Origin of the sequence: Undibacterium sp. Tian12W (genome assembly GCF_049339405.1) — a bacterium.
Taxonomy (GTDB): domain Bacteria; phylum Pseudomonadota; class Gammaproteobacteria; order Burkholderiales; family Burkholderiaceae_D; genus Undibacterium.
The window spans coordinates 1-24092 of the sequence record NZ_JBMPPK010000030.1 but is presented as its reverse complement, the minus strand read 5'-3'; the positions used below and the strand labels follow the sequence as shown (position 1 = coordinate 24092).

Below are 24092 nucleotides of genomic sequence, written 5' to 3'. Positions count from 1 at the left end.
ATAAACTGTATACGTGTTTTCCCTCATCATTTTTGTCATCCATTTGTCATAAATCTCTTCTAAGATGAAATCACTAAAACAAAAGAGAAAAGGAGATTAAAGACGATGCTAAGTAAATTAAAACAAAAATACCAGATGATGCGGGCAAAAAATATTGTTCAATATTCCGATTACAGGCGTCAACTGGTCGAGATACCGAATGCAGTGTTCCTGCATTGGCAAGCAAAAGCGAAGTATGAATTCCCCGGCATCCCTAGTGATGCCGTTTTTTTTGCCCGCGCGGCAGAGGGGCTGATGATGTTTTTCAGCTGCATCAGCCGCAGCAAGCAGGCTTGTGCCCTGCCTTCAAAAGCCGCCGATTCAGTCTGGCATGCCTGGAACAGCTGGTCATCGATCAGCCTTGACAATTTCTGCTGCAAACATTTTGGCAGCACCATACCGCATGTAGAAGCAGAGAACATGGCTTCCGACATGGGTGCGGCACTGGCCAACTGCCTGGTGACAGCGCAAAGGGTAGATGGTATCTGGCCTGGCAAACCCGTCCTGCCCCGCCTGTTTGCACTCGACAGCAAGCTGTACATGCCGCATGGTTATGCTTACTTTGCCACCACCAGCCGCATCGGTTTCCAGAACATGAATGGGCGGGGTACGGGAGAAGGTAAATCTACTTACCCTGAGAGCTTCGGGGCAGCCCAGTTGCTGGCCGCTGGCCTGATCACTACCCTGGCCTATGAAGAAATGATCAAAAAACAGGCGCAAGCCGCGAATACAGGATCATCCTGCGGCGGCGGTAGCAGTTGCGGCGGCAACAGCAGCGACTCGGGTGGCTGCGATGGCGGCGGATCAAGCTGTGGCAGCAGTTGCGGTGGCGGTTGCGGCGGGGGCTGCGGTAGTTGAAACCCATCCACCGAGGCACTACTCAGCTAAAAAAATCTCAACTAAGAAAATGCCTGCTGTATCGCATCAACATACTTCAACACGTCGCTGGCATAAAAACCGGAACTATTGATGTTGTTAAACTCAATCACCTTATAGCCATCTTCAGACAAGCAGACATCCATGACAAAAGCCTGAGCTGGCGTCCACTTGCTGACAACGGTTTGTGCGTAGGCCAGCACTTCATCGTCCAGGTCAGCAGACACTTGCGGCCTGCCAGCCATTTTGTAGAGCGAACCTGTGACAACCCTGCCATTCACCACAAACAAACGGTATTCGCGATAAATATCCTTGACTGGAGATACCATGACATCCAGTTCCAATAAATTACTTTTTTCCGGATCGCTACGCCAGTCGGCCAGCATTTCGTTATCAATGACTGTGCCATCGAAGGCTTTATTATCTTCCATGGGGCGGATAAAGAATTGCTTATACCGGGCGGTATCAATATCTGCCAGCTTACCGGTACCCACGGCATGGTTAAGCAGCTCTGAGCCCAAATGCTGCTGCCAGACATTAAAGTTGAAATTTTCATTTAATAAACTGCCGGGTAGCCAGCCACGCTCATTCGCTATTTTGGCGAGTTTGATGGCGCCGCAAACATAGACTTTTCCAGTCAGTTTGACAGCGGGCTCCAAATCGTAAGTACCTGGCTTGATCGTCACGCTTGTGTAAACAACTTCCAGGCTATCAAGCGCCTGTATCAGCAAATCATAATTGCCTGGTTTAAAAATACTGCGCTGTATTACCCAATGCATGGTCATCCTTATAAAATTGCCTTACAAGTTCAAAAAGCTGGAGCAGCAAACATGGCAATGCTACCATTATCAATATCATAGCTAATTTGTGATGTAAATCCAGGCAAGTACAAGACCTAAGTACAAGACCTAAGTGCAAGACATAAGTACAAGATATAAATAAAAGAAATCAGGCAAAAATGAATTTATCAAAAATAAAAATTATTTCAACAGCCTTACTGGCAATGACTATCAGCGCCTGCGCAAGTGGCAACCGTTATTATCTGGGAGTTTCAGAAACTGATGCTCCGCAACAAATGGCAAGTATCAAATTTTCTCATGCACTTAAAGTCAATGAGATCGATAACAAGGCATTCTTGCCCAACTCAGGCGCATCCAATTCCACTTTGCATCAAGTATTTTTGCCTGCGGGCGTGCATAAATTTACCTTCAGGTATCGCAGTGGCGTTTCGCACAGCCTGGAAGATGTGGTATTGGCACGTAATCTGGAAGCGGGAAAAAACTATGCCATCATGATATCGGCACCAATAGAAAGTAAAAATGGGAATGCTTCTCAGCGCACGATGGCATTCAAGATTGAAGAAGTGGCAAAACCCTGACCGCCTGCGAGTTACGCGTAGCGCAGCTAAAGCGGCGGGACTGTAGCAAATCGATACAAAGCCCGCCTCACCCGCATCCCGCCAACAGGGTACACTGGCATTTTTATCTAGCCTGCGCTGCTATTTATGCCGAATACCATTGATACCTCAGTCTTAAAATCATCCAATTATGCCAAGAGGCTGAGCAAAGGCTCGGTAGCCAGCCTGCTGTTGCTGGCGTTTAGCCTGCCTTTGAGCCTGCCTGCACTGGCAGAGATCAAACTGAATGACCCGCTTCCCATCAATCCCGACCTGAAAAAGGGCAAGCTGGAAAACGGCCTGACTTACTATATTCAGAAGAATGACAATCCACAAAAGAAAGTGGAACTGCGCCTGGTGGTAAAAGCCGGGTCGGTGCTGGAGGACGATGATCAACAGGGTCTGGCGCATTTTACTGAGCACATGGCCTTTAATGGTTCAAAACATTTCAAAAAACATCAACTGATTTCTTACCTGCAGTCGATAGGCGTGAAATTTGGTGCTGACCTGAATGCCTATACCAGCTTTGATGAGACGGTATACATCCTGCCCATTCCTACCGACAAGCCTGCCTACCTGAAGACGGGCTTTCAGGTATTGGCTGACTGGGCACAAGGTGTAGATATGAAGGATGTCGATATCGACAAGGAGCGCGGCATTATCCTTGAAGAGGCGAGGTTGGGCAAAGGTGCCAGTGACCGCATGATGCGCCAGTTTTTGCCAGAGGTATTCAATGGTTCCAAATATGCAGAACGCCTGCCCATAGGTAAAGAAGACATCATCAAGCAATTCAAGCATGATGCTCTGCGCCGTTTTTACAAGGATTGGTACAGGCCAGACCTGATGGCCGTGGTTGTTATCGGTGATGTGCAACCGGCAGAAGCCGAGAAGATGATACGCAAGTATTTTTCAGGCTTGCAAAATCCTGTGCCTGCCCGCGTCAGGCCACAAATCAGCATACCGAAGAACACTGCCTCCAAGGCCATGGTGATTACCGATAAAGAGGCCACCAATAACATGGTGATGCTGCGTTACCCACTGGTAAAGCAGCCTGCACATGATGTCATTGCTGACTACCGGCAAGATATTATTGCCGGCTTTTACAAGTCCATGCTGAACCGCCGCCTGGGCGCATTGACTGAGCAAGCCAACCCGCCTTTCCTGGGTGCTTCTGCCGGCAGTGAACAAGTCGTGCCTGGCTATGATTCATTTATCTCGACAGCGATGTTGTCACAGGCAGGCATACAGCCAGCGCTTGATGCTTTGATGCAAGAGAAAAACAGCATACGTCAGTTTGGTTTTACGGCAGCGGAGTTTGACCGCGCCAAGAAAATCGAAGCGCGTGAATATGAAAGCATGTTCAATGAGCGCAGCAAATCCAATTCTGCGACCTTTGCCGCAGAATATATACGCAACTTCCTGACCAATGAACCTATCCCTGGCATCAAGAATGAGTACCTGTATTTCAAGGAATTTGCCGAAGGTATTTCACTGGAAGAGATGAACCAGTTCGCCAGGAACGCAACGCCGGATGACAGTATCAGGCTGGCGTTTTATGTGGGCTCGAACAAGGCAGGCGAGACCATACCAAGCGAAACAGATTTGCTGGCGATGACTGCCACGGCAGAGCAAAAACCATTGCAGGCGCGCACAGAAAAAGCCGCCAGCGCCAGCTTGATGACGACTCTTCCTACGCCCGGCAAGGTCGTTTCTGAAAAAGAAAACAAACTGCTGGGTCTGGTGGAGATGACTTTATCGAATGGCGTTAAAGTCAGCTTGAAAAAAACCGACTTCAAGAATGACCAGGTCTTGATGAGCGCCCGTCGTGCAGGTGGCATGTCTTTGTTCTCTGACGCAGATTATTTTAATGTGTATTACAGTAACCCCGTGGTCTGGGGCATGGGCATGGGTAATTTCAGCCAGAAAGATTTACAGGAAACCCTGGCGGGAAAATCAGCCAATGTCCGCACCAGCATGGATAATTATTCTGAAAGCATAGGCGGTGCATCTGGTGCCAGCGATATAGAAACCATGTTGCAGTTGTTGTACCTGCGTCTGACCAGCCCGCGCAAGGATGAAGCCATGTTCCAGTCACTGATCAGCTCACAAAAGGAATTGGCCAGGAACACCTGGGCACGCCCTGAAGCTGTCTTCTCGGAAGCAATTACCACGACCATCTACAAAGATAATCCACGTGTTCCACGCCTGGCAAGAGTCGAGGATTTTGACAAGATTTCGCTGGACCGCAGTATGGAAATTTATCAATCCCGTTTTGGTAGCGCCAAAGATTTGCACTTTATTTTTGTCGGCAGCTTTGAACTGGACAAGATCAGGCCGCTGATCGCCACCTATCTCGCCAGCTTGCCCAATACGGAAATCAAGACTGAGTATCAGGATTTACATATCAATCCTGTACAGGGTGTTGTCAAGAAAGATGTCTATGCCGGCAATGAAGAAAAAAGTACTGTGGTACTCAGCTTCAACGGCACATCCACTTATACGCGGGAAGAAAATGCACGCTTTCATGCGATGGTGGATATCCTGAATCTGAAGGTCATTGATGTGCTGCGCGAAAAGCAGGGGCTGATTTACAGCGGTGGCCTGAGTGGCTCTTTTGAACGTATTCCATCAAACAGATACAGCATAGATGCAGAATTGCCTTGCAGCCCAGAAAATGTGGACAAGGTCATTGCTGCCCTGTTTGCCGAAATCAAGAAAATACAGCAGTCTGGCCCGCAACTGGAAGACTTGAACAAGGTCAAGCAATCCTGGCTGAAAGCACATCAGGAAGAATTGCGCAGCAATGAAAGCTGGCTGAACCACCTGCAAGGCGCGGTCTATTATAAAACCGAGGCAGAGGCCATCTTGTCGGTGGATAAACGCATACGCGCCATCACACCTGCACAGATCAAGGAAGCAGCGCAGCGTTATTTCAACTTCCAGAACTATGCGCAGATTGTGCTCTATCCTGAACAGAAGAAATAATCTGGCGCAATTCCAGCGTAATGCCTGCGGCAAGCGTGAGCGCAGAAAAGATAAAGGGAAGACAATCCAGACAGATTGCCTTCCCTTTTTTTATAACGTTTTAAAAGGGTTTTAATTGAAGGAGAAAGTGTAATTCACATCCACCGCAGACTCAGCACCAGTACGGCCTGTGATGCTGATGCGCCGGGTCAGTTGCCAGCTCAGCTTAATACCGCCACTGGCGTCTGACAATCCACGTTCTACCGACAACACCAGGCCCGGCAAGATACGTTTGCCGACGCTGACGACCTGGTCGGTTGCGGCATTGGTGGTACCGGTTGAACCGGCAATCGTCTGCACTGGCAGGCGGCTGCCTGAACCATTCGATGAAGAACCTATCGAAAACTCATCAAAGCCCAGACCTTGCACAATGTCGCGCGGCACATTGCGGCTGCCATCACCACCAAATATCGCTGTTGCTGCCGACATCAGTAATGAGGCATCGCCACTGGCAAGTTGGTCTGAGCCACGTCCCAATACCAGCCATGAGAGTTTTTCAGCATCCGGCACTTCTGGTTCTGACACCAGCCTGACTTGCGGTGCGCTGACTGTGCCTGCCACTTCTACCCCTGCTTCGACAGGCAAACCCTTGCGCAAGGCGCGGATATTCAAACCAGGGTTGGCCGGTGGTCCCTGGAAATTCAGGATACCCCGCTCTATCGCCAGTTGCTGGCCATAGCCTTCATAAGCGCCCTTGACGGTGCGTATCGAGCCGTTCGCCTGCAAAGGGCTGCCATCGCTGGAACGCAGGCGTAGGCTGCCCTCCAGGCCGGTATCGAGGCCACGGCCAACAAACACGAAGCGCGGCCCCATGTCGAAGCTGACATCAATGCGGGTCTTGAGACCTTTTCTATTACTGTCTGCCTCTGCTGTTTTAGTTGCTGCCGTAGCTGCCGTAGCCGCCTTGTCGGTCTTGCGTACGACAACGACATCGCTGGAAAGGCTGGGCGGCGGCAACTTGGGCAGCCTGAAGTAAGCACCATCAGCCAACACTTTGCCTGTCAGACTCCAGATATTATTGGCTTCGACAATATTCGCCTGACCAGATACCAGCAACCATCTGTCCTTGCGCTGCAGCAGTGGAAACTGCGTCCATTGCGCCTGTATGCTGCCAGTTTCCTTGCCCATGTCGATATCACCACTGGCCTTGAACTCCCCTTTGCGGCCTATCCAGTTCTCATCCCTGAATTGCGCATGACGCGGCATGTTGGCGACGGTGTTGGAAAATTGCAGATTCGTCAGTTTCAAATGTTTGTCTTCTATCTGCGCATCCAGGCTGCCGTTTGGCAATAGCAAACCTTCAGAAGCAAAAGCGATTTCCATCTCACGCCCCGCCAGATTGGCACGATAACCTGGCTTGCCTATGGTGCCAGACAGGCGCGCATCGGCGTTCAGTTTACCCTTGAGTACCAGGCCGGGATTGACAAAAGGCCCCAGCCATTGCAAGTCAGGTACGGCTGCTGTGACCTGACCACTGAGGGGTGCGCTGGTCAGTATGGTCCAGGCATCGTTTTGTTTGCTTAAGCGGGAATTGAGCTTCGCTTGCCACTGGCCCAGGCGGCTGCCATCGGCAAACAGATCAAGACTGAGATTTTCGCTATTGCTACCGGCAACCAGGCCACCCAGTTTCATCTGCAATTGCACATCACGTATGCCCAGGGCGACTGAAGTACCAGTTCCCTCAGGATCATTGAAGCGCAAATCACCGCTCTGGCGTTGCAATTTGATTTCACCCTGGGCTTGTTCGGTCAATTGCAATTTCCATTGTGCATTGAGGCGCAGATTACCTGTGACTGCATTTTGTGGGTAAAACAGTTTGGCAATTTCCAGCACTTGTACATCGCTGATTTGCCCTTTGGTTTTGAGTGCGGCAGGTGTCCATTCCAGTTCTTCCAGTTCCAGCTTGCCGAGTGCACTCTGCAGCGACAGGCTACCCAGGCGCACAGACTGTGCCGACACCTGTAATGGTGCTGAGCTTTGCAAGCGCAGATCAGGATTGCCATTCAAATTCAAGGCCTGCAATTGCCCATTCCATGACCAGGCAGTATCATTTTTTGCGCTGGCCTGCATGCTGCCATTCGCGACCAGGCTCAGTGCCTGTTTGTTAGGGAAGATGGTTTCCAGGCTCAGCTTATGGGCGTCACGCCTGCCCTGCAATTTGAGACTGACTTGCGCGAGTTTGTCAGGATTATCAGGCGCAGAGCTCAGGGCTGGAAGATCACCCCCCAGATGCTGGGCCACCAACTCACCATCAAACTGGCCTTTGGCACCGTTGGCCAGATTCAGGCTGGACTTTAACTGGGCAATGGTAAATTGCTGCTTGCCACGCTTGATCACGATCTGCTGTGCCAGCGCGTCGAGACTGCCAGCGGGCTCATTGAAGCGGCCCCGCAATACCGCATCTGCCTTCAGGTTTCCGCCCAATGCCAGTTGCCAGTTGCTGAGCAAGGGATTCAAGTGACTCAAATCCTGGGCATCAATATTGAACTTCAGGCTGTCGTCGGCACCGCCCCAGTTGCCTTGTGCTGTCACTGTATTTTTACCAAAGTGCGCATCCAGTTGCCTGACTTGCAGTTGCTGGTCTTGCAGCCAGCGCGCATCCAGCGCTGCCTGCACAGGCTGGCCCGCATATTGACCCTGTAATTGCTGCAGATTGACTTGTACATCAAGGCGCGGCGACAGTTGGCCACGGGCGCTAAAGTCTGCCTGCAAACGGCCTGCTGGTGTCGCCACCCAGCGCGCGGGGTCAAAATCTTTAAGGCTGGCCTTAATGTTGAATGCCTGCTTGCCCGCAAAGCTGATATCACCTGCGCCCTGCAAGTGAGCATTTTCTGCCTGCAGATCAAATTTATTCAAATCGAGGAGCAGCTTCTCAGGATGGTAACTGGCTTCTGCTTTCAGGCTGGCACGGGCATCTTGTAACTGTGCTTGCAGATTGATGCTTTTGTCTTTCGCTGTCTGTGCAGAAAACTGGCCCTTGATATTACTGGCATGCAGGCGCTGGTCGATCTGGTTCAAGTCGATATTAGCCAGATTCAGTTTCAGGTCAGCCTGCAATTGCGCCGCTTGCCAATTGACGTCGGCCTGACCTTGCAACTTGCCTTTGCCTGCCAATTGCACTGCCAGGTCTGTCAGACTCAGATGCTGACCCTGCCAGAATAATTTGGTACTCAGCGACTGCACTGGCAAACCTTGTTTATTGATGCTGGCCACCTGGCTATTCTGAATATTGATAGGGCCAGTCAAACCAAATACAGTATTTTTTTGCGCGTTTTTTTCTGTATTTTTTTCTACATTTTTCTCATCTGTTATCGGTTTCAACTTCGTCAATACACGCAAGTCTGCATGAGGTGCACTGACCTGCCAGGCAGACGGGTCGAAATGTTGGACGTCAATGTCAAGCTCGCGTACATACGGTGCTGCAAATGAATTGATACGCCCCCTGGCATGTCCTTGCAGGTTTTGGTTGCGGATATTTTTTTCTGCCGCGCTATCCAATGCAGCTTCCAGCGCGATTTGCATATCATGCAGGTTGCCAGAAACCACACCTTGCAAAATGACGGGGGGTATGTCTTCCTGAACCTGGCCTTGCAAGCTCAGGCGGCTATCCAGCTTGAAAGGACTGTGGCTGCCAAGTGCAGCTTCGCCTTTCAAATTACCCCAGGGGCTGCTGAATGCGGTTTGCGCTTTGTATAAATTGTCCTGATAAGAAAAACTGCCAGTCAGTGCGCTGAGCTTCAGGGTTTCCAGCTGTTTGCCATCCTCAGTCAGGGTAGCGATATGCAAGCGCCCCAGTGCCAGCTTTGGTGCACTCAGGTTAAAGGGTAGTCCTATATCAACAGGTACGCTGGCCGCTTTTTTGCTGGATCTGCTGGCGATAGTCAAAGCGCTCAATTGCAGACTGGTGATATCCAGCTGACGTCGCCATAAAGACCCTGGCCGCCAGCGCAAGGAGATGGCGCTGCCATCGATATGCAAATCCTGGGCTACCAAGCTGAATTCGTCGAGTTTGAGTTCGCCATCCAGAGTGCCTTGCACACCACGGAATTTGAGGCTGCCAAGACTGATATTTTCTATCAATGCCAGCGCAGTTCTGGTGCCACTCTCAGTTTTGTACATCCAGGTCAGGGCGAGGCCGGACACAACAATGATTAGAAAACACAACTTGAGAATGAACAGGCTCAAGCGGTGCAAATGACTTCGCTTTTTTTTAGCGAGCACTTTTTTCTCTGGCTGATTTTTTTCGTTTTCGCTCATATCAGAAAGCAATCGCGATAGAAAAATCCAGCCGCACCTTCTTGGTCTGGCGACCATAAGCCAGATCAAGTGCAATCGGCCCCGCAGGTGTCTTGTAACGTGCACCGACACCCATGCCCTGCTTTAAATTCAACTCACGGAAGTTATCAGCGGCATTACCCACATCAAGGAAAGTGGCAGCGCCCCAGGAAGAATTAAGCCAGTGCACATATTCAGCACTGGCCGTTGCCAGCACGCGGCCACCACGTGTGCTGCCTACATGTTGTATGCCCAGGGTTTGATAACCATAGCCACGCACGGTAGTACTGCCACCAGTGCGGAACAGATAATCTTCAGGGATACCCTGCTCATCTTTGGAAAAAACTGCACCTAGCTCTGCTCGCAAGATCACGGTGTCTGTTTTGCGTACTGGTATCCAGCGCTGATATTTGGCGTAGCTGCGTATAAAGCGCTGGTCAGAGAACAAGGCTTTTTCAGATGCGGCAAGATCAAATTGCAAAATCTGCCCGCTGCGTGGATCAAAAGGCTGATCAACATCACGCCAGGTCCAGCCTATGCTGGCAACCAGTGCCTTGTTGACCTCTTCTGCTTCGCCATCAGGAGAAATTTTTTCCCTGACGATGTTCAGGCCCAGGCGTTGTTCGAGATGGCCGCGGGTGCTGGTGCGCTTGATACCGAGAGCATAGCGGCTGGAACGCACGCCGGCGATATTTTCGCGCTCCACCAGTACACCAAAAGAATCGAGGAATTTGCTTTCACGCGGTGGCAGGTAAATATCGGCATACCCAAGTTGCCTGCGCTGCTCCAGCCTGACGGCACTACGCAAATCCCAGGCCTGCTCAAGTATATTGCGGTCACGATAGGCAACTTCGCTGCGGTAACCGGTATTGGTGCTGTAGCCCAGGCCAAAGCTCAGGTCACGGGCCTGGCGCTCTACCACGGTCACATCCACAGGTACGGCGTCGGCTTTTTCTGGATCAGGATCTATGCCTACTGCAACAGTAGCAAAGTAAGCAGAGTTTTGCAGGGAGCGCTGAAAATCCAGCAAGCGCGAACGTGAATAGACCTCGCCTTTTTTGGGTGCCTGATAGCGCTCTATGAGCCAGGAGGGGTAACGCTGCAAACCGGTGACACGCAAATCACCCAGGGTAAATACCGGGCCACTATCGACTTCTACTTGCAGGATGCCGCTATGCTGGTCAGCGTCGATTTTTGCTTCGCTGGATGTCATGCTGGCTGAGGCATAGGCATCTGAGCGCAGGCTTTCCAGCAGCTGGTTTTTTGAATCACTCCAGTCAGCATCACGGAATGGCTGGCCGACTGCGAGGCCCCAGTCTTCTTGCAAAGCCCGTCGCCTTTTGGTAACGGCTTTGTCGCCGGCATCAATCGCGTCTGCCATGGGGCCCTGCACCTTCACAGACACGTTTTCTATGATGGTGCGCTGGCCTGCCTCCACAGTCACATGGATGATTTTATTTGTGGAGGCTGGCGCAAGAGCCTGATCTGGATTATCAAACTGGATTTGTGGCGAGAAATAGCCTTCAGTAGCGAGGATATTGCTGATATCCAGGCGCAATCTCTTGATCAGTGCGGGAGTAATATTCTGCGCTTCAGCATTGCTGGCAAATTCAGGAATATGTTCCCTGAGCAGATCAGCCCAGTGTGATTTGGCAGCAACCAGTTGCAAACGGCCACTGCTGGTGGTGGAAACAGCTTCATTGTCTGTCTCAGGCATTTGCACAGATGGAGCAGACGCAGCAGATGCAGCAGTTGGAGTCGATTGGGCAGAAGAGATTTCGGTTTGCCCTGACTGCTGCGCTCTCACCAAGCCTGCACCGCATAAACCGGCAGCACAGAATAGTATCAGTAAGGGGCGCAGTCTTATCTGCATCTGCATCTGCAAAAACTCACTTGGTCGCCAGACCAACGCGATTGATACCCAGTTTTTTTGCTTCTGAAATCACCTGTATGACCTCGTCATAAATCATGCCCTTGTCGGCAGACACCAGCACAGACAACTCTGGCTTGGCGTCATGGTACTCACGCAGTTTTTGCATCAGTTGCTTGCGGTCTTTGGCTTCTTCCTTGCTTTCCTGGCGGTTGTTGCCATTGTTACCGGCTTTGCTATTGATGCTTATGGTGGAAGCTGCATCGGGCCGCAAGGTGATTTCTATGTAATCAGATGGCGGCTGGGTAGATTGCCCGGCAGTAGGCAGGTTGATGACGCTGGGATTGGTCATTGGTGCGCACACCATGAAAATCACCAGCAACACCAGCATCACGTCGATATACGGCACAACGTTGATCTCTGCCTTGAATTTGCGTTTACGTTCGCCACGCAGGGTACTCATGCTATCTCATTCTGCCTTAGCGTGACTGACGCTGGAGAATGTTGGAAAATTCTTCAATAAAAGTTTCAAAGCGTATCGCCAGTCTATCGATATCGTGGGAGTAACGGTTGTAGGCCAGTACAGCAGGAATCGCGGCAAACAGGCCTATCGCGGTAGCGATGAGCGCTTCTGCAATACCTGGGGCCACGGCAGCCAGTGTCGCCTGCTGCACATTCGCCAGACCACGGAAAGAATTCATGATGCCCCAGACCGTGCCAAACAAACCTATGTAAGGCGAGACCGAGCCGACGGAAGCAAGAAAGGACAGGTGTGACTCCAGCAAATCCATCTCACGCTGGTAAGACGCACGCATGGCACGGCGCGCACCATCGAGCATGGCGGTGGCATCCAGCGTGGTTTTATTGGCGGTCTTTACTTTGTGGTATTCGCTCATACCGGCTTCAAAAATACGTTCGAGCGCACCGCTGGTGTCGCGGCCAGTACGGCGGCTATTGGTCGCCGCTGCATACAAATCAACCAGATTGCCACCAGACCAGAAATTGCGTTCAAATTCTTCAGTTTGTCCGCGCGCTTTTTTGATGGCGAACATTTTACTGAAGATGTAAGTCCAGCTCGTCAGTGACACGCCTAGCAGCAGTGCCATGACCAGTTGCACCAGGATAGAGGCATTCGTGATCAGACTTAAAAATGAAAGGTCTTGGGTAACAGTCATATTGAATCAATTCAAAAACAAAACACCGGGCAATGTTGCCGCCCTAAAATAAAATAATCTCAGCCAGCATCTCTGTCTATCTGTGCCAGCACGTCAGCAGGAATTGCCGCTGGTCTGACTTCAGTCTTACTGACACAACCAACTTTGATCTTGCCAGAAGCCAGTAAGCGCTGGCCACACCAGGCCTCTTGCACAAACTGCACAGATGCCCTGCCCAGCTTTTCGACCACGACGGTGAGTCTTAGTTCATCGTCCAGCCTTGCGGGTGCATGATACTCGACTGCGGTGGCTTTGACGACAAACATCAGGCCGTGCTCATCTGCCATTTGCTGCTGGTTGACGCCTGCAGCCCTGAGCCACTCGGTACGGGCACGCTCAAAAAACTTGAGGTAATTCGCATAAAAAACGATGCCACCGGCATCAGTGTCTTCATAGTAAACCCTGACCGGCCATACAAATTCTGTTTTCATAGTATAAACTTTACCAGCTATTCAGTGCGTATATTTACTCTTTGTCACTCAAAGGAGCGGTTGCTGCCATCAATTTGGCAGCAGGCAGAGTAAATCAATGTCTCAGTAAAGCCTGAGACCTGATGAAAATCACACAGTATTGCGCTTGATGACCAGTGGCCCATAGCCCTGGCAAGTAGGCATCATTTCTATATGATTGATATTCACATGCGCAGGCAAAGTAGCGATCCAGTAGGCTGTTTCAGCGATATCAATGGCTGTCAGCGGTACGGTGCCCTCATAGACCTTGGCTGCCGCATCATCATTGCCTCGGAAGCGCACATTGGAAAATTCAGTGCCGCCGCAAAGGCCAGGAGCAATATTGGTAGCTCGCACGCCTGTGCCAACCAGATCAGCACGCAAATTGCGGGTAAACTGATCGACAAAAGCCTTGGTCGCGCCATACACATTGCCGCCCGGGTAAGGTGTTTCGCCAGCCACTGAACCTATATTGATGACCGTGCCACTGCCACGCGCCACCATGTCTGGCAGGATGGCTCTGGTAACCGTCACCAGACCTTTGGTATTGGTGTCTATCATGGTGTCCCATTCATCCTGGGAAGCCAGATGGGCAGGCTCTGTACCCAGGGCCAGGCCGGCATTATTGACCAGCACATCGATTTTTTTCCATTCAGCACTTAATCCAGCCAAAGCCTGTTTGATGGAATCTTTGCTGGTCACATCCAATGTGACTGGCAACAAGGCAGCGCCAAGCTCTGCCTGCAAGGCGTCCAGCCTGTCTGTGCGGCGTGCTGCAGCAATGACCTTATGCCCTTCACGAACAAATTTGCGTGCCATTTCTTCACCAAAACCTGAACTTGCACCTGTAATCAAGACGATCATGCTGAATTCCTTCAATTTTTGTGGGTAATTTGCCTAGCTGACGTTTGCAGCTCTGAAGCATACTATTTTAAGTGGTTTTGCCATCCAATATCGGGAAGCTAAAAATTTCAGGGCAATACTTGTGTGAAAATTAATTTTTGCTACACCACTGCTGGCACTTGCCGATTCAAACGCCATCACGTAAAATCCTTGCACCATTTCATCTCACGTGACTGGCGAAGTGGCCATATCTGCTCTGTTAGACGGGCAAGCATTCTGGCCCAAGATGGAGATCCATCGGGAAGCGTGAGATTTCGGAGTCTATCTGACTCCAGCCGTGCGCCTGGGTAGCCTGATGGTAAAAGCAATGAGGCTGCCCCTATCCGTTTCAGACACCTCATTAACAACAATCATTGTTTATTAACAGGAATAATCAGGAACCGCCATGTTTGCAAAAAATCATACCCTCGCCAACGTAGATCCAGAACTGTTTGCTACGATACAAAATGAAAACGTTCGTCAACAAGAGCATATCGAGTTGATCGCCTCTGAAAACTATTGTTCTCCAGCCGTCATGGAAGCCCAGGGCTCCCAGTTGACCAACAAATATGCTGAAGGTTATCCAGGCAAGCGCTACTACGGCGGTTGCGAGCATGTGGATGTGGTCGAGCAACTGGCCATTGACCGTCTGAAGCAATTGTTCAACGCCAATTTCGCCAATGTGCAGCCTAATTCTGGCTCACAAGCCAACCAGGGCGTGTTCTTCGCCTTGCTGAACCCAGGCGACACCATCATGGGCATGAGCCTGGCTGAAGGTGGTCACCTGACCCACGGCATGCCTTTGAATATGTCTGGCAAATGGTTCAATGTGGTCTCTTATGGCCTCAATGAGCAAGAAGATATCGACTACGATGCCATGGAAAAACTGGCGCGTGAAACCAAGCCTAAACTGATCATCGCCGGTGCTTCTGCATTTGCCCTGCGCATCGACTTTGAACGTTTCTCCAAGATCGCCAAAGAAATCGGCGCTTACTTCATGGTCGATATGGCCCACTATGCTGGCCTGATCGCTGCAGGTGCGTATCCTAACCCAGTGCCTTTCGCTGACGTTGTCACCTCTACCACTCACAAGAGCCTGCGTGGCCCACGTGGCGGTATCATTTTGACGAACGACGAAGCGATCGCCAAGAAGATCAATTCTGCGATTTTCCCTGGTCTGCAAGGTGGCCCGTTGATGCATGTGATCGCCGGTAAGGCAGTTGCTTTCAAAGAAGCACTGACACCAGAATTCAAGGCTTACCAGGAACAAGTCGTCAAGAACGCTGCTGCGCTGGCAAATACCTTGACTGCGCGCGGCCTGCGTATTGTTTCTGGCCGTACAGAATCCCACGTCATGCTGGTGGATTTGCGTCCTAAAAACCTGACAGGTAAAGAAGCCGAAGCAATCCTGGGATCTGCCCACATGACTTGCAACAAGAACGGCATCCCGAACGACCCACAAAAACCGATGATCACTTCTGGCATTCGCCTCGGCAGCCCGGCTTTCACTACCCGTGGCTTCAAGGAAGAACAAGCAGTTAAAGTGGGTAACCTGATTGCGGACGTGCTCGATAATCCACATGATGCAGCAACGATAGAACGCGTGAAAGCTGAAGTCAAACAATTGACAGATGCATTCCCGGTTTATCAAGCGTAATAGATTCATCAAGCTTAAGAGATTCAAGCAAAGCAAGGCTTAAGTATCAGGCAGCACAATAAAAAGCCACTCGCTTGAGTGGCTTTTTTGTATCATCGAATTATAAAATCAATTATAAAAACCATTGGAGCACTATACGTCATGAAATGCCCTTTTTGCCACAACGATGATACCCAGGTCATCGACACCCGCGTTTCAGAAGAAGGCAATGTCATACGCCGCCGCCGCCGCTGTGCCGACTGTGACAAACGTTTTACCACCTACGAGCGTATAGAACTGGTGATGCCTGTCATCGTCAAGAAAAACGGCAGCCGCACAGAATACGAGACCGCAAAGCTGCGCGCCAGCCTGATGCTCGCCCTGCGCAAGCGCCCGGTATCAGCCGAAGCGGTCGAGACAGCCATACAGAGAATAGAAGAAAAATTATTGTCCAGCGGAGAGCGCGAAGTCATGTCCGGCCACTTGGGTGAACTGGTCATGCGCGAATTGAAACGCCTCGACAAAATCGCCTACATCCGCTTCGCTTCTGTCTATAAAAGCTTTGAAGATGTATCCGAATTTGCCGAGGCGATACAAGAGGTCAGGAAGAGCTAAAGCTCCTCCCGGTTTAATTACTTGGTCCAGCAGGTATCTACAGATAAAGTATTGCCCACATTCGACCTTGCGCCACTTTCATTGATCGCATAAGTGCCACAGCCATCTGTAGCCATCCTGCCACCAGCCCGAGGTACTGCACGAACGCTAAAAGTAGTGGCAGTTGGTGCTATCGTAAAACTGATGTCATAGTCAACATTACTGCCAGTAGCACCTACCGGGCTGACCAGCATGGGAAGGGCGACCGCTGTGTTATCACGCATCTTGTCATAACGATCATTCGCAGTCATGAAGCTCTGCATGAATTGCACATTTTGCGTTAAAACAGAACGTGCATCCGCACGTCGGCTCCGTCTGACATTATCGGTATATGCGGGGACAGAGATTGCCGCCAATATCCCCAAAATAACGACCACAATCAATATCTCTATCAGAGTAAAGCCAGCTTCCGATTTCTTAATTAACACTTGAGCACCTCTATATTTTTAATCAAAGCGAGTTCAATCACTGCGCAAAATCTGCTTCCAGATACGTCTTGTCGGATTGTAACTTGGGATGAAATTTGTTGAAGTCGTACCATTATTAGACAATCCACTACCAGATGAGACTGGTTGATAAATAATCGCCGAACGTCCATTTTTCAACAAAGTTGACCCAAAGGTCAGCCCAGCTTGTTTACCCGCTATAAGTGCATCGGCAGAAGTTACTGCCTTATCGCCATCAGTGTCAAAGGTGGGATAAGGAAATACGCCACCAGTCAAGGCATTCAAAATGAATGTCGTTGATTTGCCGTCAGAGGAACAAGTATCTACTGCACTGGCTGGAATAATGGTCGTCATAACGACCTCATCAAAGAACACTTGTGGATCAATGGTAAGGCGCTCACCTGTACTCAAGTTCAAATCGACAAACCAGCCTCGCTTACTACTCCAATCAATGGTTTCGTTCGTAAGTCCATAAGCACTGGGGCCAGACCAGCTCAAAGTATGCCTCTGCAATGCAGACTGACTTCCTGAAATTTTATCAGGAGAACTAACGCCCGTAGCTCCCGTCTGATCCCATACACCATACAAGGACTGGACATCAGTAGTTAAGGCATCCTCAGTTTCGTAAATTTTTCCCGTACCAAACAATACGACTATACCACCACGGTTGTGCGGCATGATATCTGGCTGCACAGTGATTGGCTGTACTACGCTACCAATCTTTGCCTGGAACAAGGGGTTACCAGAAAATGCCACCGTAGTACCTGAGTTCTTGACATCAAACTTCCACAAATTACCTTGAATATCCCCTGCAAAGATTGCTTTAATTGTTGCATCGGCTCCAACAACCAACCTTGGCGTAGCCAGGCCATTAGGCGCGCCTGTACTACCAACTCCCGTATCTACTCTGGTAACAGCACCATCCACCAGACGAATAATGAACAACTGTGCGTGCTTGGAAAAACTTTCATAGCCATTTCCCACGACTGCAACCCAGTCACCATTTGGCATGCGCCCAATTTGAGGAGTACCAATCGTATATCCCAACTCTGCTTGCGTTGTGGAATTAATTTCCCAAAGAATCTTGCCTGGCCCGAATGTAGGAAGTGTCGGCACAGTAACATCCATGGCGAAAACAGCCCTGCCACCTGCACCAGTAGTGCCAACCAAAGCCGTCTTCCAACCATTGTCGTAATAGTCTCCTACTGCAGGCGTACCATCGACAAAGAATCTGTGACCATAGGTAGTACGTGAGAGAAGAGGTAAATTACTCATGACAGCTTTTGGGACATAAGCAAACTCCTCGACACCTGTAGTACCGTTAATGGCATGCAACATACCATCGTTCGAACCTATGTACACCATAGGTGTGCGATTATATTTAGTCAGCAGATATCCGCCGTAACTAGTTTTGCCATCGGTGCCTGCTGGCAAAAAGCTATAGCCACTGTCGTCACCTTCTTTGACGTATTGAGGAGCCGAGTTCACAAAATCACCAAATGGCACAGTACGTGGGCGAAGACGGTTCAAATCCGGTCCCCCAATAATGTAATTGACTATATTAGCGCCAGTAACGGTAGTTGCAGGATAGGTACTAGCTTCCGTATCAAAATAGGCCTGATCTGCAAGTGCAAGATTAGTGTAATTAAAGACCTTACCCTTAATCACAGGATCAATATAGGTAAATACTCTATTTTGCCTGGATAAAAAATCAGGTACCGTTGCAGTCCAGCCATTACCTGTAATCTCACCATCATCATTCAACAATCTCTGCACCAGCTGACCAGACCAGTCGGATGTACGATAAGTCGAGGTAAAGATACTACTACCTGCGCGTACCGTATTACTGGATGTGCCAACAGCCGCAGCATCGCCGACACGCTCTGCTATCGTATTCAGAGAAGAATCAAGTGCTGCTGCAAACTCCGTAGGATTGGATGCACTAAAGTACTTACCACGGGAATTAACAGCGGCATGCCACAAATCGTCAATCTGATTGGTCGAACCATCTGGCCAGACTTTGGCACCACTCGTCAAGGCGGGCAAATCAGTGCTTGGATCCAGCGTTCCTTTGACACCCAAACCCACTGTGAACTGCGTCAGATGTTGCCAAAAAGCAGGATCAGCACCTGTGGTCGGTACATTTTTCTTAGCTGCGGTCCAATCCGGACGCAAATCATTTGCCCAATAATAAAAGGCTATATCTGCCAGCGTATTGCTAAAAGTATCGGTGTACGGCTTAGCGGGTGTGTATTGATAAGTTGATCCATCTGGCCGGGTCATTGTTGGGCCATTGGCACCATCATAGTTGCCATTGCGTCCTGCACCTGCAGCCGTACCGTTCCAATAACCATCAGTCATTAAGATATTATAATTTTGGCGGCAAGTTAATTGCGTTGAGGTCAAACCGACACCTGAAGTCGTCTGCCATGGACCAGTAATTGATGTGTCTTTGAAATATTGACCAACCTCATCAACAGCCTTGCGCAATGGAGTGCCGGCAGCAGGCATTCTTTGCTTGTACAAAGTATTCAAGAAATTGGTTTTATTAGTGGCACTGAAATCATTTGAGACTTTGTTGATGACAGTACCATTCGTATTAATAGTGCCGAAACCCACCCTGATCGTAGAATTTTGCTTGGAAAAAGCCTGCCCACTACCACCGCGTGCAGTCAGAATACGAGAACGATGATATTGAAACCAGTTGGCAAAGTTTTGTAGCTCTTCCGTTACTGTACATGCACTGAGAGCACAGTCGGTACGGGCTGGCGCTTTAGCAGGGAAAGTTGTCCCGGCTTTGATTTCATAGCGATCGAAACAGGTTAGCGTAGAAAGATTACATCCACTCGTACCTTTATACACATAGTAAAGTGCGGGAAATATTGTTCTGGAATTGGTGTCGTAAGCGGTTGCAGCATCATTCAACCAGCCATAGACGCCAGCGGGAAAAGTCTGATTAATTGATAAATTAATCGTATTGGTATTTGTGCCGCCACTTGGAGCTACTGGATTATATAGCGCAGCCAAAGGATTGGCGGGTGCCATCAAGCCACCATTAGGATCAGCCCAAGGCTGATATAAAACCTTGGGGTCGTAATAAGCTTTGTTCACGTCGGAAGAACGCCAGCGTGCCACTGTAATATTGTTGTTAAACCCAACAACAATCGAGTTCTGAATACCATAATCACCTGCCCCGCCAACATTATATAAATTAGCCGGCTTAGGAAATACGTTAGTGACCCAGCATCCTCCGCAATAATCATCGTAACCTGTTCCTGTAACATCACCGTTACCAGTTCTGGGAATATCGTCAGGCATCATTTCCCACATCATGGAGCCTGAGTCATCCAGAGTATAAAAAATGTTAGGTGGTACATTAGGTTTCACCAATGGTGGCGCATTAGATATGGTGGCATATGCCAAGCCAGGGGCAATCAATTGCCCTATCAACGAGCCAATCATGCAGGCAATTAGCGATTTATTTATTTTCTTCATGGTCTTCCCCTGAGTATTCATTTGTCTGCGGCTACCAAATCATTAATGACTACGTTAGACCGCTAACAATATCAATCAGCAAAACCTAAATGCCGATATTTACAAAACATACTGTCTCAAATAAAGTTATCTTCAATAATTCTCTTGAATATGAACCTGTTTAAGTTGCAGAGCCTATATAAAGGACAACCTGCAGCCAAATAACTGAAAGATTCGAAGTCCCCTGACCCCGCGCAGTAAACACATACGCTTTTTGTTGCCCGTTTGATTGACCACCAGGCCCTCCATTCGAACCACCAATGAAACTACCGCCGTCCTTAGGCTTATACCATTCTTCTATCATGCATTCGGGTTGCTGTGTAGCGTCCAGATTGGCTACCGAACCTGCTGGCAAACGGTATCCTTTCGTAGCCCAGTTTGACCTCACGTTCCACAGCGTTGGCGGTGGATTTGACATGTCGAGTTGTACATACTGGTTGACAGGGATATTGCCTACAGTTCTGTCAAGACCTGCAGGTAAAATGTCACCTTTATTAGTCAATTCGAAGTCCTTCTGGCAAAAACGCAGTGCTGTTTCTGCTGCCTGAAATGCTAAATTCTGCTCTCTTATGCTGCGTGCAAAACGTTCTTCCTGAGTTGCACGCCTGACTGCAGTGATTGCCAGCATGGTCAGCACCATCAAGAAAATCATTGATGTCAACATCACAAATCCACGCTGAGATGAATGTAGCCTTCTCATAGAGTTCTCCCATTTGTGCGGCCACGCAAGGAAACCACAGTAGAAAATGTTGAATACAATCTCTTATCAACAGCCGTCACCAAAGCACCAGTGCAATCGCGGTATTTTTGCTGGGTAGGTGTGAGATTATCGTTGGCTGAACGCACCACAATACAAATTTTGGCTGACAGAACTTTATAAAAACGATCAGCCATTAATGCTTGGGTTTCTGGCGGTAAGGTTTGAATGTCAGGATCTTTGTATGCTGGCATCGGTACCGATGAACCAGGTGCTAAAGAGGCTGCCGTATAGAAACCATCAACAGACTGATTGTCATCCTGATCGTATCCATAAGTCACTTTCATGTCTATGACATTGTCTGCAATCGGTTGTCCTGCCAACAGCGTTCCTGAACCAGGCGTTCCACCATTGCCAGCACAAAACAATTCCTTCCGGTTTGTGGCTGGGTTCAACTGCACATAAAATCGATTTTCCACAATACCACCAGCAACTGCCTGACCAAGGCAATCAGTAGGCACACCACCACTTTGATTTGCGTTGACACTATCGATCACGTAACGGACAAGAAATGAGTCTGGAGTAGTACCGCCCGCACAACTTATAGGAACTGCCGTCGGTGATGTAAATCCACCACTACACCCCTGCAAGGCTTGCCCTGCCCCGGTATAACTAGTACTGCCACCACCTGACTGACGCGATCCTGAAGCATCCAGCAATTGACCATAGCCAGCCATCCTCACACTGAATGCCATCGTTGCCAATGCAAGCCTACCGTCTTCTTCCAGCAGCGCTTTATCATCAGTTACTCTATATGTCTGCGTATTGGTTACATATAAAGTGCTGACAGCAAGCATGATAATTAAGCCAATAGCCAAGGAGATCATCAACTCCACCAGGGTACGGCCTTGCGCATAACGTAAATTCATATTTTTCATATTTACCTCAGTTATGGCGTAAACCTGACGGTGAAACAGCGTACACCGACACCAGGAGACGGAGGCGCGCCATTAGGGCAAGAAGGGTCAGCAATAGTCAGATTGGCTTCTTTCCACATGACAACGACATCGTATCCCGTTGGTGCGACGGGAACGATATATCCGGCACCATCAGTCAACCGATTTGCCAGCCCTCTTTGCCATTCATTCACGTCCATGGCCGCCACCTCAGCAGGAGTGCAGGTAGATACAGCGCAGGTGGGCATGGCAGGCAAACTTGATACCGTCGTCGCATAGGCAGTCATATAAGTATATGAAGTAGCGCCAGTGACTGAATTCTTGACGCCTTGACCATTTGCACGCATGCGCTCACTCAGATCATATGCAGCTAACGTAGCTTCGGTACGCTGGTTGGCCACCTTCAAATACCGCATCGTGTTTGCCTGTAAGCTGGCAACACCCAACAAGCCGATAGCGATAATGATGATGGTCACAACAATTTCCACCATCGACGCACCAGCCTGCTTATTCAATTTATGTTGTTTCATGGCGTTCTCAATTCTCAATTACAAGCAGCGGTTTTGGAAACCATAATCCGCCCGCCAAGGCCAACGCATACATAGCGATTACGGGTGGTATCAGGATCATTGCCCTGAACATAGAAATTCATGGCCCCCCCCATATTTTGCCCTGTCGCATTAAAAGTCAACGCCACTATATTATTCGGATTTGGAACCACAGAGCCTTCGTTGAAAGTGCGCATGGTCGCTGGCTGCACAAATAACAAATCATCACCTGAGTTAAATTGCGCATCACCGTTTGCGTCCTTGAATACTATCCAGCCACCTGCCCAACCAGTATTGCTCGATGAATTACTGATGACGTTAGAACATGCCGGTGTCGTGGCTTCTGGGTTATCACTCTTGCAGATCACCACATTGCCACCCCGCTCACGTGCCGCAGCTTTTACCAGGAGCAAATCATGCAACAGTGAATCTGTCGTAGTCCGCACACGGCCACCACTGAGCATGTTTCTGAACTGGGGTACAGCAAATACTGAAATAATTCCGAGAATGGCAACAACAATCATCACTTCAATGATTGTGTAGCCGCTTTGCCGCTCAGATCGGATTTGATGTTGGTTGGTCATTATTATCACCTTAGTTTCAGACATGATATGCGTAATTGCATCCCGGAATCAAAAGTTAGTCGATTAACGGTATGCTTAAACTGATGAATGGATATTGAAAATCGTATCCGTAGTACGGGAGGCATCAGTTTATACCATGCGAGTTCGCTTTTTGAGCTTTAACTTGTGTCGTCAGTGACCCCATCAACAGTCCCAACGCACCGATTGGCGGACTGGAGGGCGGCGAAGATGTGAAGTTTTCAGCTTGATTCTTTTGCGCACAAACACAAGAATCGACTATTTTACTAGCGGCACTGGCAGTGCTTCTCACGTTGAAACAAACGCATTCAGATATAAAAACGATATAAATTCTTTTCTAAAAAGACTCGATTAATGCAAATGCTCAAGCGAAGATCTCTGTTAATCCACGAAAGCCGCTGGTCTCCTGCCTGTGCAGGAGCGACGATGTTAAGTTTTCACACTGAAGTACGCGCTTGCGGACGCAAAGATTTGAGCGACAGCTTCAACAATGGTAGCGATGCTGGCAGCCAGCCGCATAGGTTGCAAGAGCGTTGCCCTCAAATTCGTCGCTCCAGCGCAGGCTGGAGCCCAGTGTCGTTCGCTGGTGAGCCGTGCCGGTGATCAAGAGAGAGAATAAGTGATCAGACGGTGGTGCGCACGGCGCACCCTACTGCGTCAGGGGAGCTATATAGTCCCAAGAATGAAATAAAAAAGCAAAGACACAGAGTAGAAGCAGAGATTTCTCTTCGTTGTTTGCTGCTCTTGCCTTTCTCAGTGCACCTCTGTGTCTCGGTGCCTCAGTGTTGAGAGGTCTTGACGTAGTTTTTGATTATTTTGATGCTTGTTACCGCTAGTAGCTTGGTGTATTTTTCATTCCCGAACGCGCAAAAGCAAAACCCCCACTCAATTAAATGAGTGGGGGTATGCGGAATAAAAGCCTGACGATAACCTACTTTCACACTGGTTGCAGCACTATCATTGGCGCGTAATCGTTTCACGGTCCTGTTCGGGA

Annotated in this window: 19 protein-coding genes and 1 riboswitch; of the genes, 5 read left to right on the top strand and 14 right to left on the bottom strand. The window is 49.4% G+C overall.

Annotated features, from left to right (window positions below):
* The first annotated feature begins 105 nt into the window (after positions 1–105).
* Positions 106–897 (top strand): hypothetical protein, encoded by a 792-nt coding sequence (locus ACO0LI_RS27615; RefSeq protein ID WP_423036754.1) that lies wholly within the window; start codon positions 106–108, stop codon positions 895–897.
* 41 nt (positions 898–938) lie between these two features.
* Here ACO0LI_RS27615 and ACO0LI_RS27610 read toward each other — a convergent pair whose 3' ends face one another.
* Entirely contained in the window at positions 939–1694 is a 756-nt protein-coding gene (locus ACO0LI_RS27610) for an ATP-grasp domain-containing protein (RefSeq protein ID WP_423036752.1), read from the bottom strand.
* Between the two features lie 179 nt (positions 1695–1873).
* Here ACO0LI_RS27610 and ACO0LI_RS27605 point away from each other — a divergent pair, with 179 nt between their 5' ends.
* Both ACO0LI_RS27605 and ACO0LI_RS27600 read left to right on the top strand, forming a co-directional pair.
* Positions 1874–2293: a hypothetical protein gene (locus ACO0LI_RS27605; RefSeq protein WP_423036750.1), complete on the top strand. Its 420-nt coding sequence runs from the start codon at positions 1874–1876 to the stop codon at positions 2291–2293.
* A 126-nt stretch (positions 2294–2419) separates the two neighbouring features.
* Positions 2420–5296 carry a M16 family metallopeptidase gene (locus ACO0LI_RS27600; RefSeq protein WP_423036748.1) on the top strand — a complete coding sequence of 959 codons (2877 nt, stop codon included), beginning with the start codon at positions 2420–2422 and terminating at the stop codon, positions 5294–5296.
* A 111-nt stretch (positions 5297–5407) separates the two neighbouring features.
* Here ACO0LI_RS27600 and ACO0LI_RS27595 read toward each other — a convergent pair whose 3' ends face one another.
* From ACO0LI_RS27595 to ACO0LI_RS27570, 6 genes are all read right to left on the bottom strand, one after another.
* Positions 5408–9478 carry a translocation/assembly module TamB domain-containing protein gene (locus tag ACO0LI_RS27595; RefSeq protein ID WP_423036746.1) on the bottom strand — a complete coding sequence of 1357 codons (4071 nt, stop codon included), beginning with the start codon at positions 9476–9478 and terminating at the stop codon, positions 5408–5410.
* Positions 9479–9593: 115 nt separating this feature from the next.
* The gene (locus tag ACO0LI_RS27590) at positions 9594–11483 is read right to left on the bottom strand and encodes an autotransporter assembly complex protein TamA (protein ID WP_422952716.1); all 1890 of its coding nucleotides are present in this window, start codon (positions 11481–11483) and stop codon (positions 9594–9596) included.
* 16 nt (positions 11484–11499) lie between these two features.
* Positions 11500–11943: an ExbD/TolR family protein gene (locus ACO0LI_RS27585; RefSeq protein ID WP_110257282.1), complete on the bottom strand. Its 444-nt coding sequence runs from the start codon at positions 11941–11943 to the stop codon at positions 11500–11502.
* 16 nt (positions 11944–11959) lie between these two features.
* A complete protein-coding gene (gene tolQ / locus ACO0LI_RS27580) occupies positions 11960–12655 on the bottom strand; it encodes a protein TolQ (protein ID WP_162040380.1) in 696 nt (231 codons plus the stop codon).
* Between the two features lie 59 nt (positions 12656–12714).
* On the bottom strand, positions 12715–13125 hold the full coding sequence (ybgC, locus tag ACO0LI_RS27575) for a tol-pal system-associated acyl-CoA thioesterase (protein WP_422952715.1): 411 nt from the start codon (positions 13123–13125) through the stop codon (positions 12715–12717).
* 129 nt (positions 13126–13254) lie between these two features.
* A complete protein-coding gene (locus ACO0LI_RS27570) occupies positions 13255–14007 on the bottom strand; it encodes an SDR family NAD(P)-dependent oxidoreductase (RefSeq protein WP_423036744.1) in 753 nt (250 codons plus the stop codon).
* 198 nt (positions 14008–14205) lie between these two features.
* A riboswitch (ZMP/ZTP riboswitch) is annotated at positions 14206–14342 on the top strand.
* An 89-nt stretch (positions 14343–14431) separates the two neighbouring features.
* Between ACO0LI_RS27570 and glyA the strand changes: the two genes are divergently transcribed.
* Both glyA and nrdR read left to right on the top strand, forming a co-directional pair.
* Positions 14432–15682, top strand: coding sequence for a serine hydroxymethyltransferase (glyA, locus tag ACO0LI_RS27565; protein WP_423036742.1), 1251 nt, complete (start codon positions 14432–14434; stop codon positions 15680–15682).
* A gap of 141 nt (positions 15683–15823) precedes the next feature.
* Positions 15824–16276 carry a transcriptional regulator NrdR gene (nrdR, locus tag ACO0LI_RS27560; protein ID WP_110257305.1) on the top strand — a complete coding sequence of 151 codons (453 nt, stop codon included), beginning with the start codon at positions 15824–15826 and terminating at the stop codon, positions 16274–16276.
* A 17-nt stretch (positions 16277–16293) separates the two neighbouring features.
* Here the strand turns inward: nrdR and ACO0LI_RS27555 are convergent, their stop codons facing one another.
* From ACO0LI_RS27555 to ACO0LI_RS27525, 7 genes are all read right to left on the bottom strand, one after another.
* Entirely contained in the window at positions 16294–16743 is a 450-nt protein-coding gene (locus ACO0LI_RS27555; protein ID WP_423036740.1) for a type IV pilin protein, read from the bottom strand.
* A gap of 33 nt (positions 16744–16776) precedes the next feature.
* Positions 16777–20256, bottom strand: a complete 3480-nt coding sequence (locus tag ACO0LI_RS27550; protein WP_423036738.1) for a pilus assembly protein — start codon at positions 20254–20256, stop codon at positions 16777–16779.
* 160 nt (positions 20257–20416) lie between these two features.
* Positions 20417–20959: a pilus assembly PilX family protein gene (locus ACO0LI_RS27545; protein WP_423036736.1), complete on the bottom strand. Its 543-nt coding sequence runs from the start codon at positions 20957–20959 to the stop codon at positions 20417–20419.
* Positions 20960–20991: 32 nt separating this feature from the next.
* Positions 20992–21930, bottom strand: a complete 939-nt coding sequence (locus ACO0LI_RS27540; RefSeq protein ID WP_423036735.1) for a PilW family protein — start codon at positions 21928–21930, stop codon at positions 20992–20994.
* 11 nt (positions 21931–21941) lie between these two features.
* Entirely contained in the window at positions 21942–22478 is a 537-nt protein-coding gene (gene pilV, locus ACO0LI_RS27535; RefSeq protein ID WP_423036733.1) for a type IV pilus modification protein PilV, read from the bottom strand.
* Between the two features lie 14 nt (positions 22479–22492).
* Positions 22493–23104 carry a GspH/FimT family pseudopilin gene (locus tag ACO0LI_RS27530; RefSeq protein WP_423036731.1) on the bottom strand — a complete coding sequence of 204 codons (612 nt, stop codon included), beginning with the start codon at positions 23102–23104 and terminating at the stop codon, positions 22493–22495.
* Positions 23105–23877: 773 nt separating this feature from the next.
* Positions 23878–24092, bottom strand: a 215-nt coding sequence (locus ACO0LI_RS27525) for a hypothetical protein (protein WP_423036729.1), incomplete at its 5' end; no start/stop codon positions are given.

Bases quoted from the DNA above. Each gene is read 5' to 3' on its own strand.
- nrdR (WP_110257305.1), top strand. From the start codon at position 15,824: ATGAAATGCCCTTTTTGCCACAACGATGATACCCAGGTCATCGACACC.
- ACO0LI_RS27540 (WP_423036735.1), bottom strand. From the start codon at position 21,930: ATGAAAAATATGAATTTACGTTATGCGCAAGGCCGTACCCTGGTGGAG.
- ACO0LI_RS27585 (WP_110257282.1), bottom strand. From the start codon at position 11,943: ATGAGTACCCTGCGTGGCGAACGTAAACGCAAATTCAAGGCAGAGATC.
- pilV (WP_423036733.1), bottom strand. From the start codon at position 22,478: ATGAAACAACATAAATTGAATAAGCAGGCTGGTGCGTCGATGGTGGAA.
- ACO0LI_RS27570 (WP_423036744.1), bottom strand. From the start codon at position 14,007: ATGATCGTCTTGATTACAGGTGCAAGTTCAGGTTTTGGTGAAGAAATG.
- ACO0LI_RS27545 (WP_423036736.1), bottom strand. From the start codon at position 20,959: ATGTTGACATCAATGATTTTCTTGATGGTGCTGACCATGCTGGCAATC.
- ACO0LI_RS27610 (WP_423036752.1), bottom strand. From the start codon at position 1,694: ATGCATTGGGTAATACAGCGCAGTATTTTTAAACCAGGCAATTATGAT.
- ACO0LI_RS27605 (WP_423036750.1), top strand. From the start codon at position 1,874: ATGAATTTATCAAAAATAAAAATTATTTCAACAGCCTTACTGGCAATG.
- glyA (WP_423036742.1), top strand. From the start codon at position 14,432: ATGTTTGCAAAAAATCATACCCTCGCCAACGTAGATCCAGAACTGTTT.
- ybgC (WP_422952715.1), bottom strand. From the start codon at position 13,125: ATGAAAACAGAATTTGTATGGCCGGTCAGGGTTTACTATGAAGACACT.
- tolQ (WP_162040380.1), bottom strand. From the start codon at position 12,655: ATGACTGTTACCCAAGACCTTTCATTTTTAAGTCTGATCACGAATGCC.
- ACO0LI_RS27590 (WP_422952716.1), bottom strand. From the start codon at position 11,483: ATGCAGATAAGACTGCGCCCCTTACTGATACTATTCTGTGCTGCCGGT.
- ACO0LI_RS27615 (WP_423036754.1), top strand. From the start codon at position 106: ATGCTAAGTAAATTAAAACAAAAATACCAGATGATGCGGGCAAAAAAT.
- ACO0LI_RS27550 (WP_423036738.1), bottom strand. From the start codon at position 20,256: ATGAAGAAAATAAATAAATCGCTAATTGCCTGCATGATTGGCTCGTTG.
- ACO0LI_RS27600 (WP_423036748.1), top strand. From the start codon at position 2,420: ATGCCGAATACCATTGATACCTCAGTCTTAAAATCATCCAATTATGCC.
- ACO0LI_RS27530 (WP_423036731.1), bottom strand. From the start codon at position 23,104: ATGTCTGAAACTAAGGTGATAATAATGACCAACCAACATCAAATCCGA.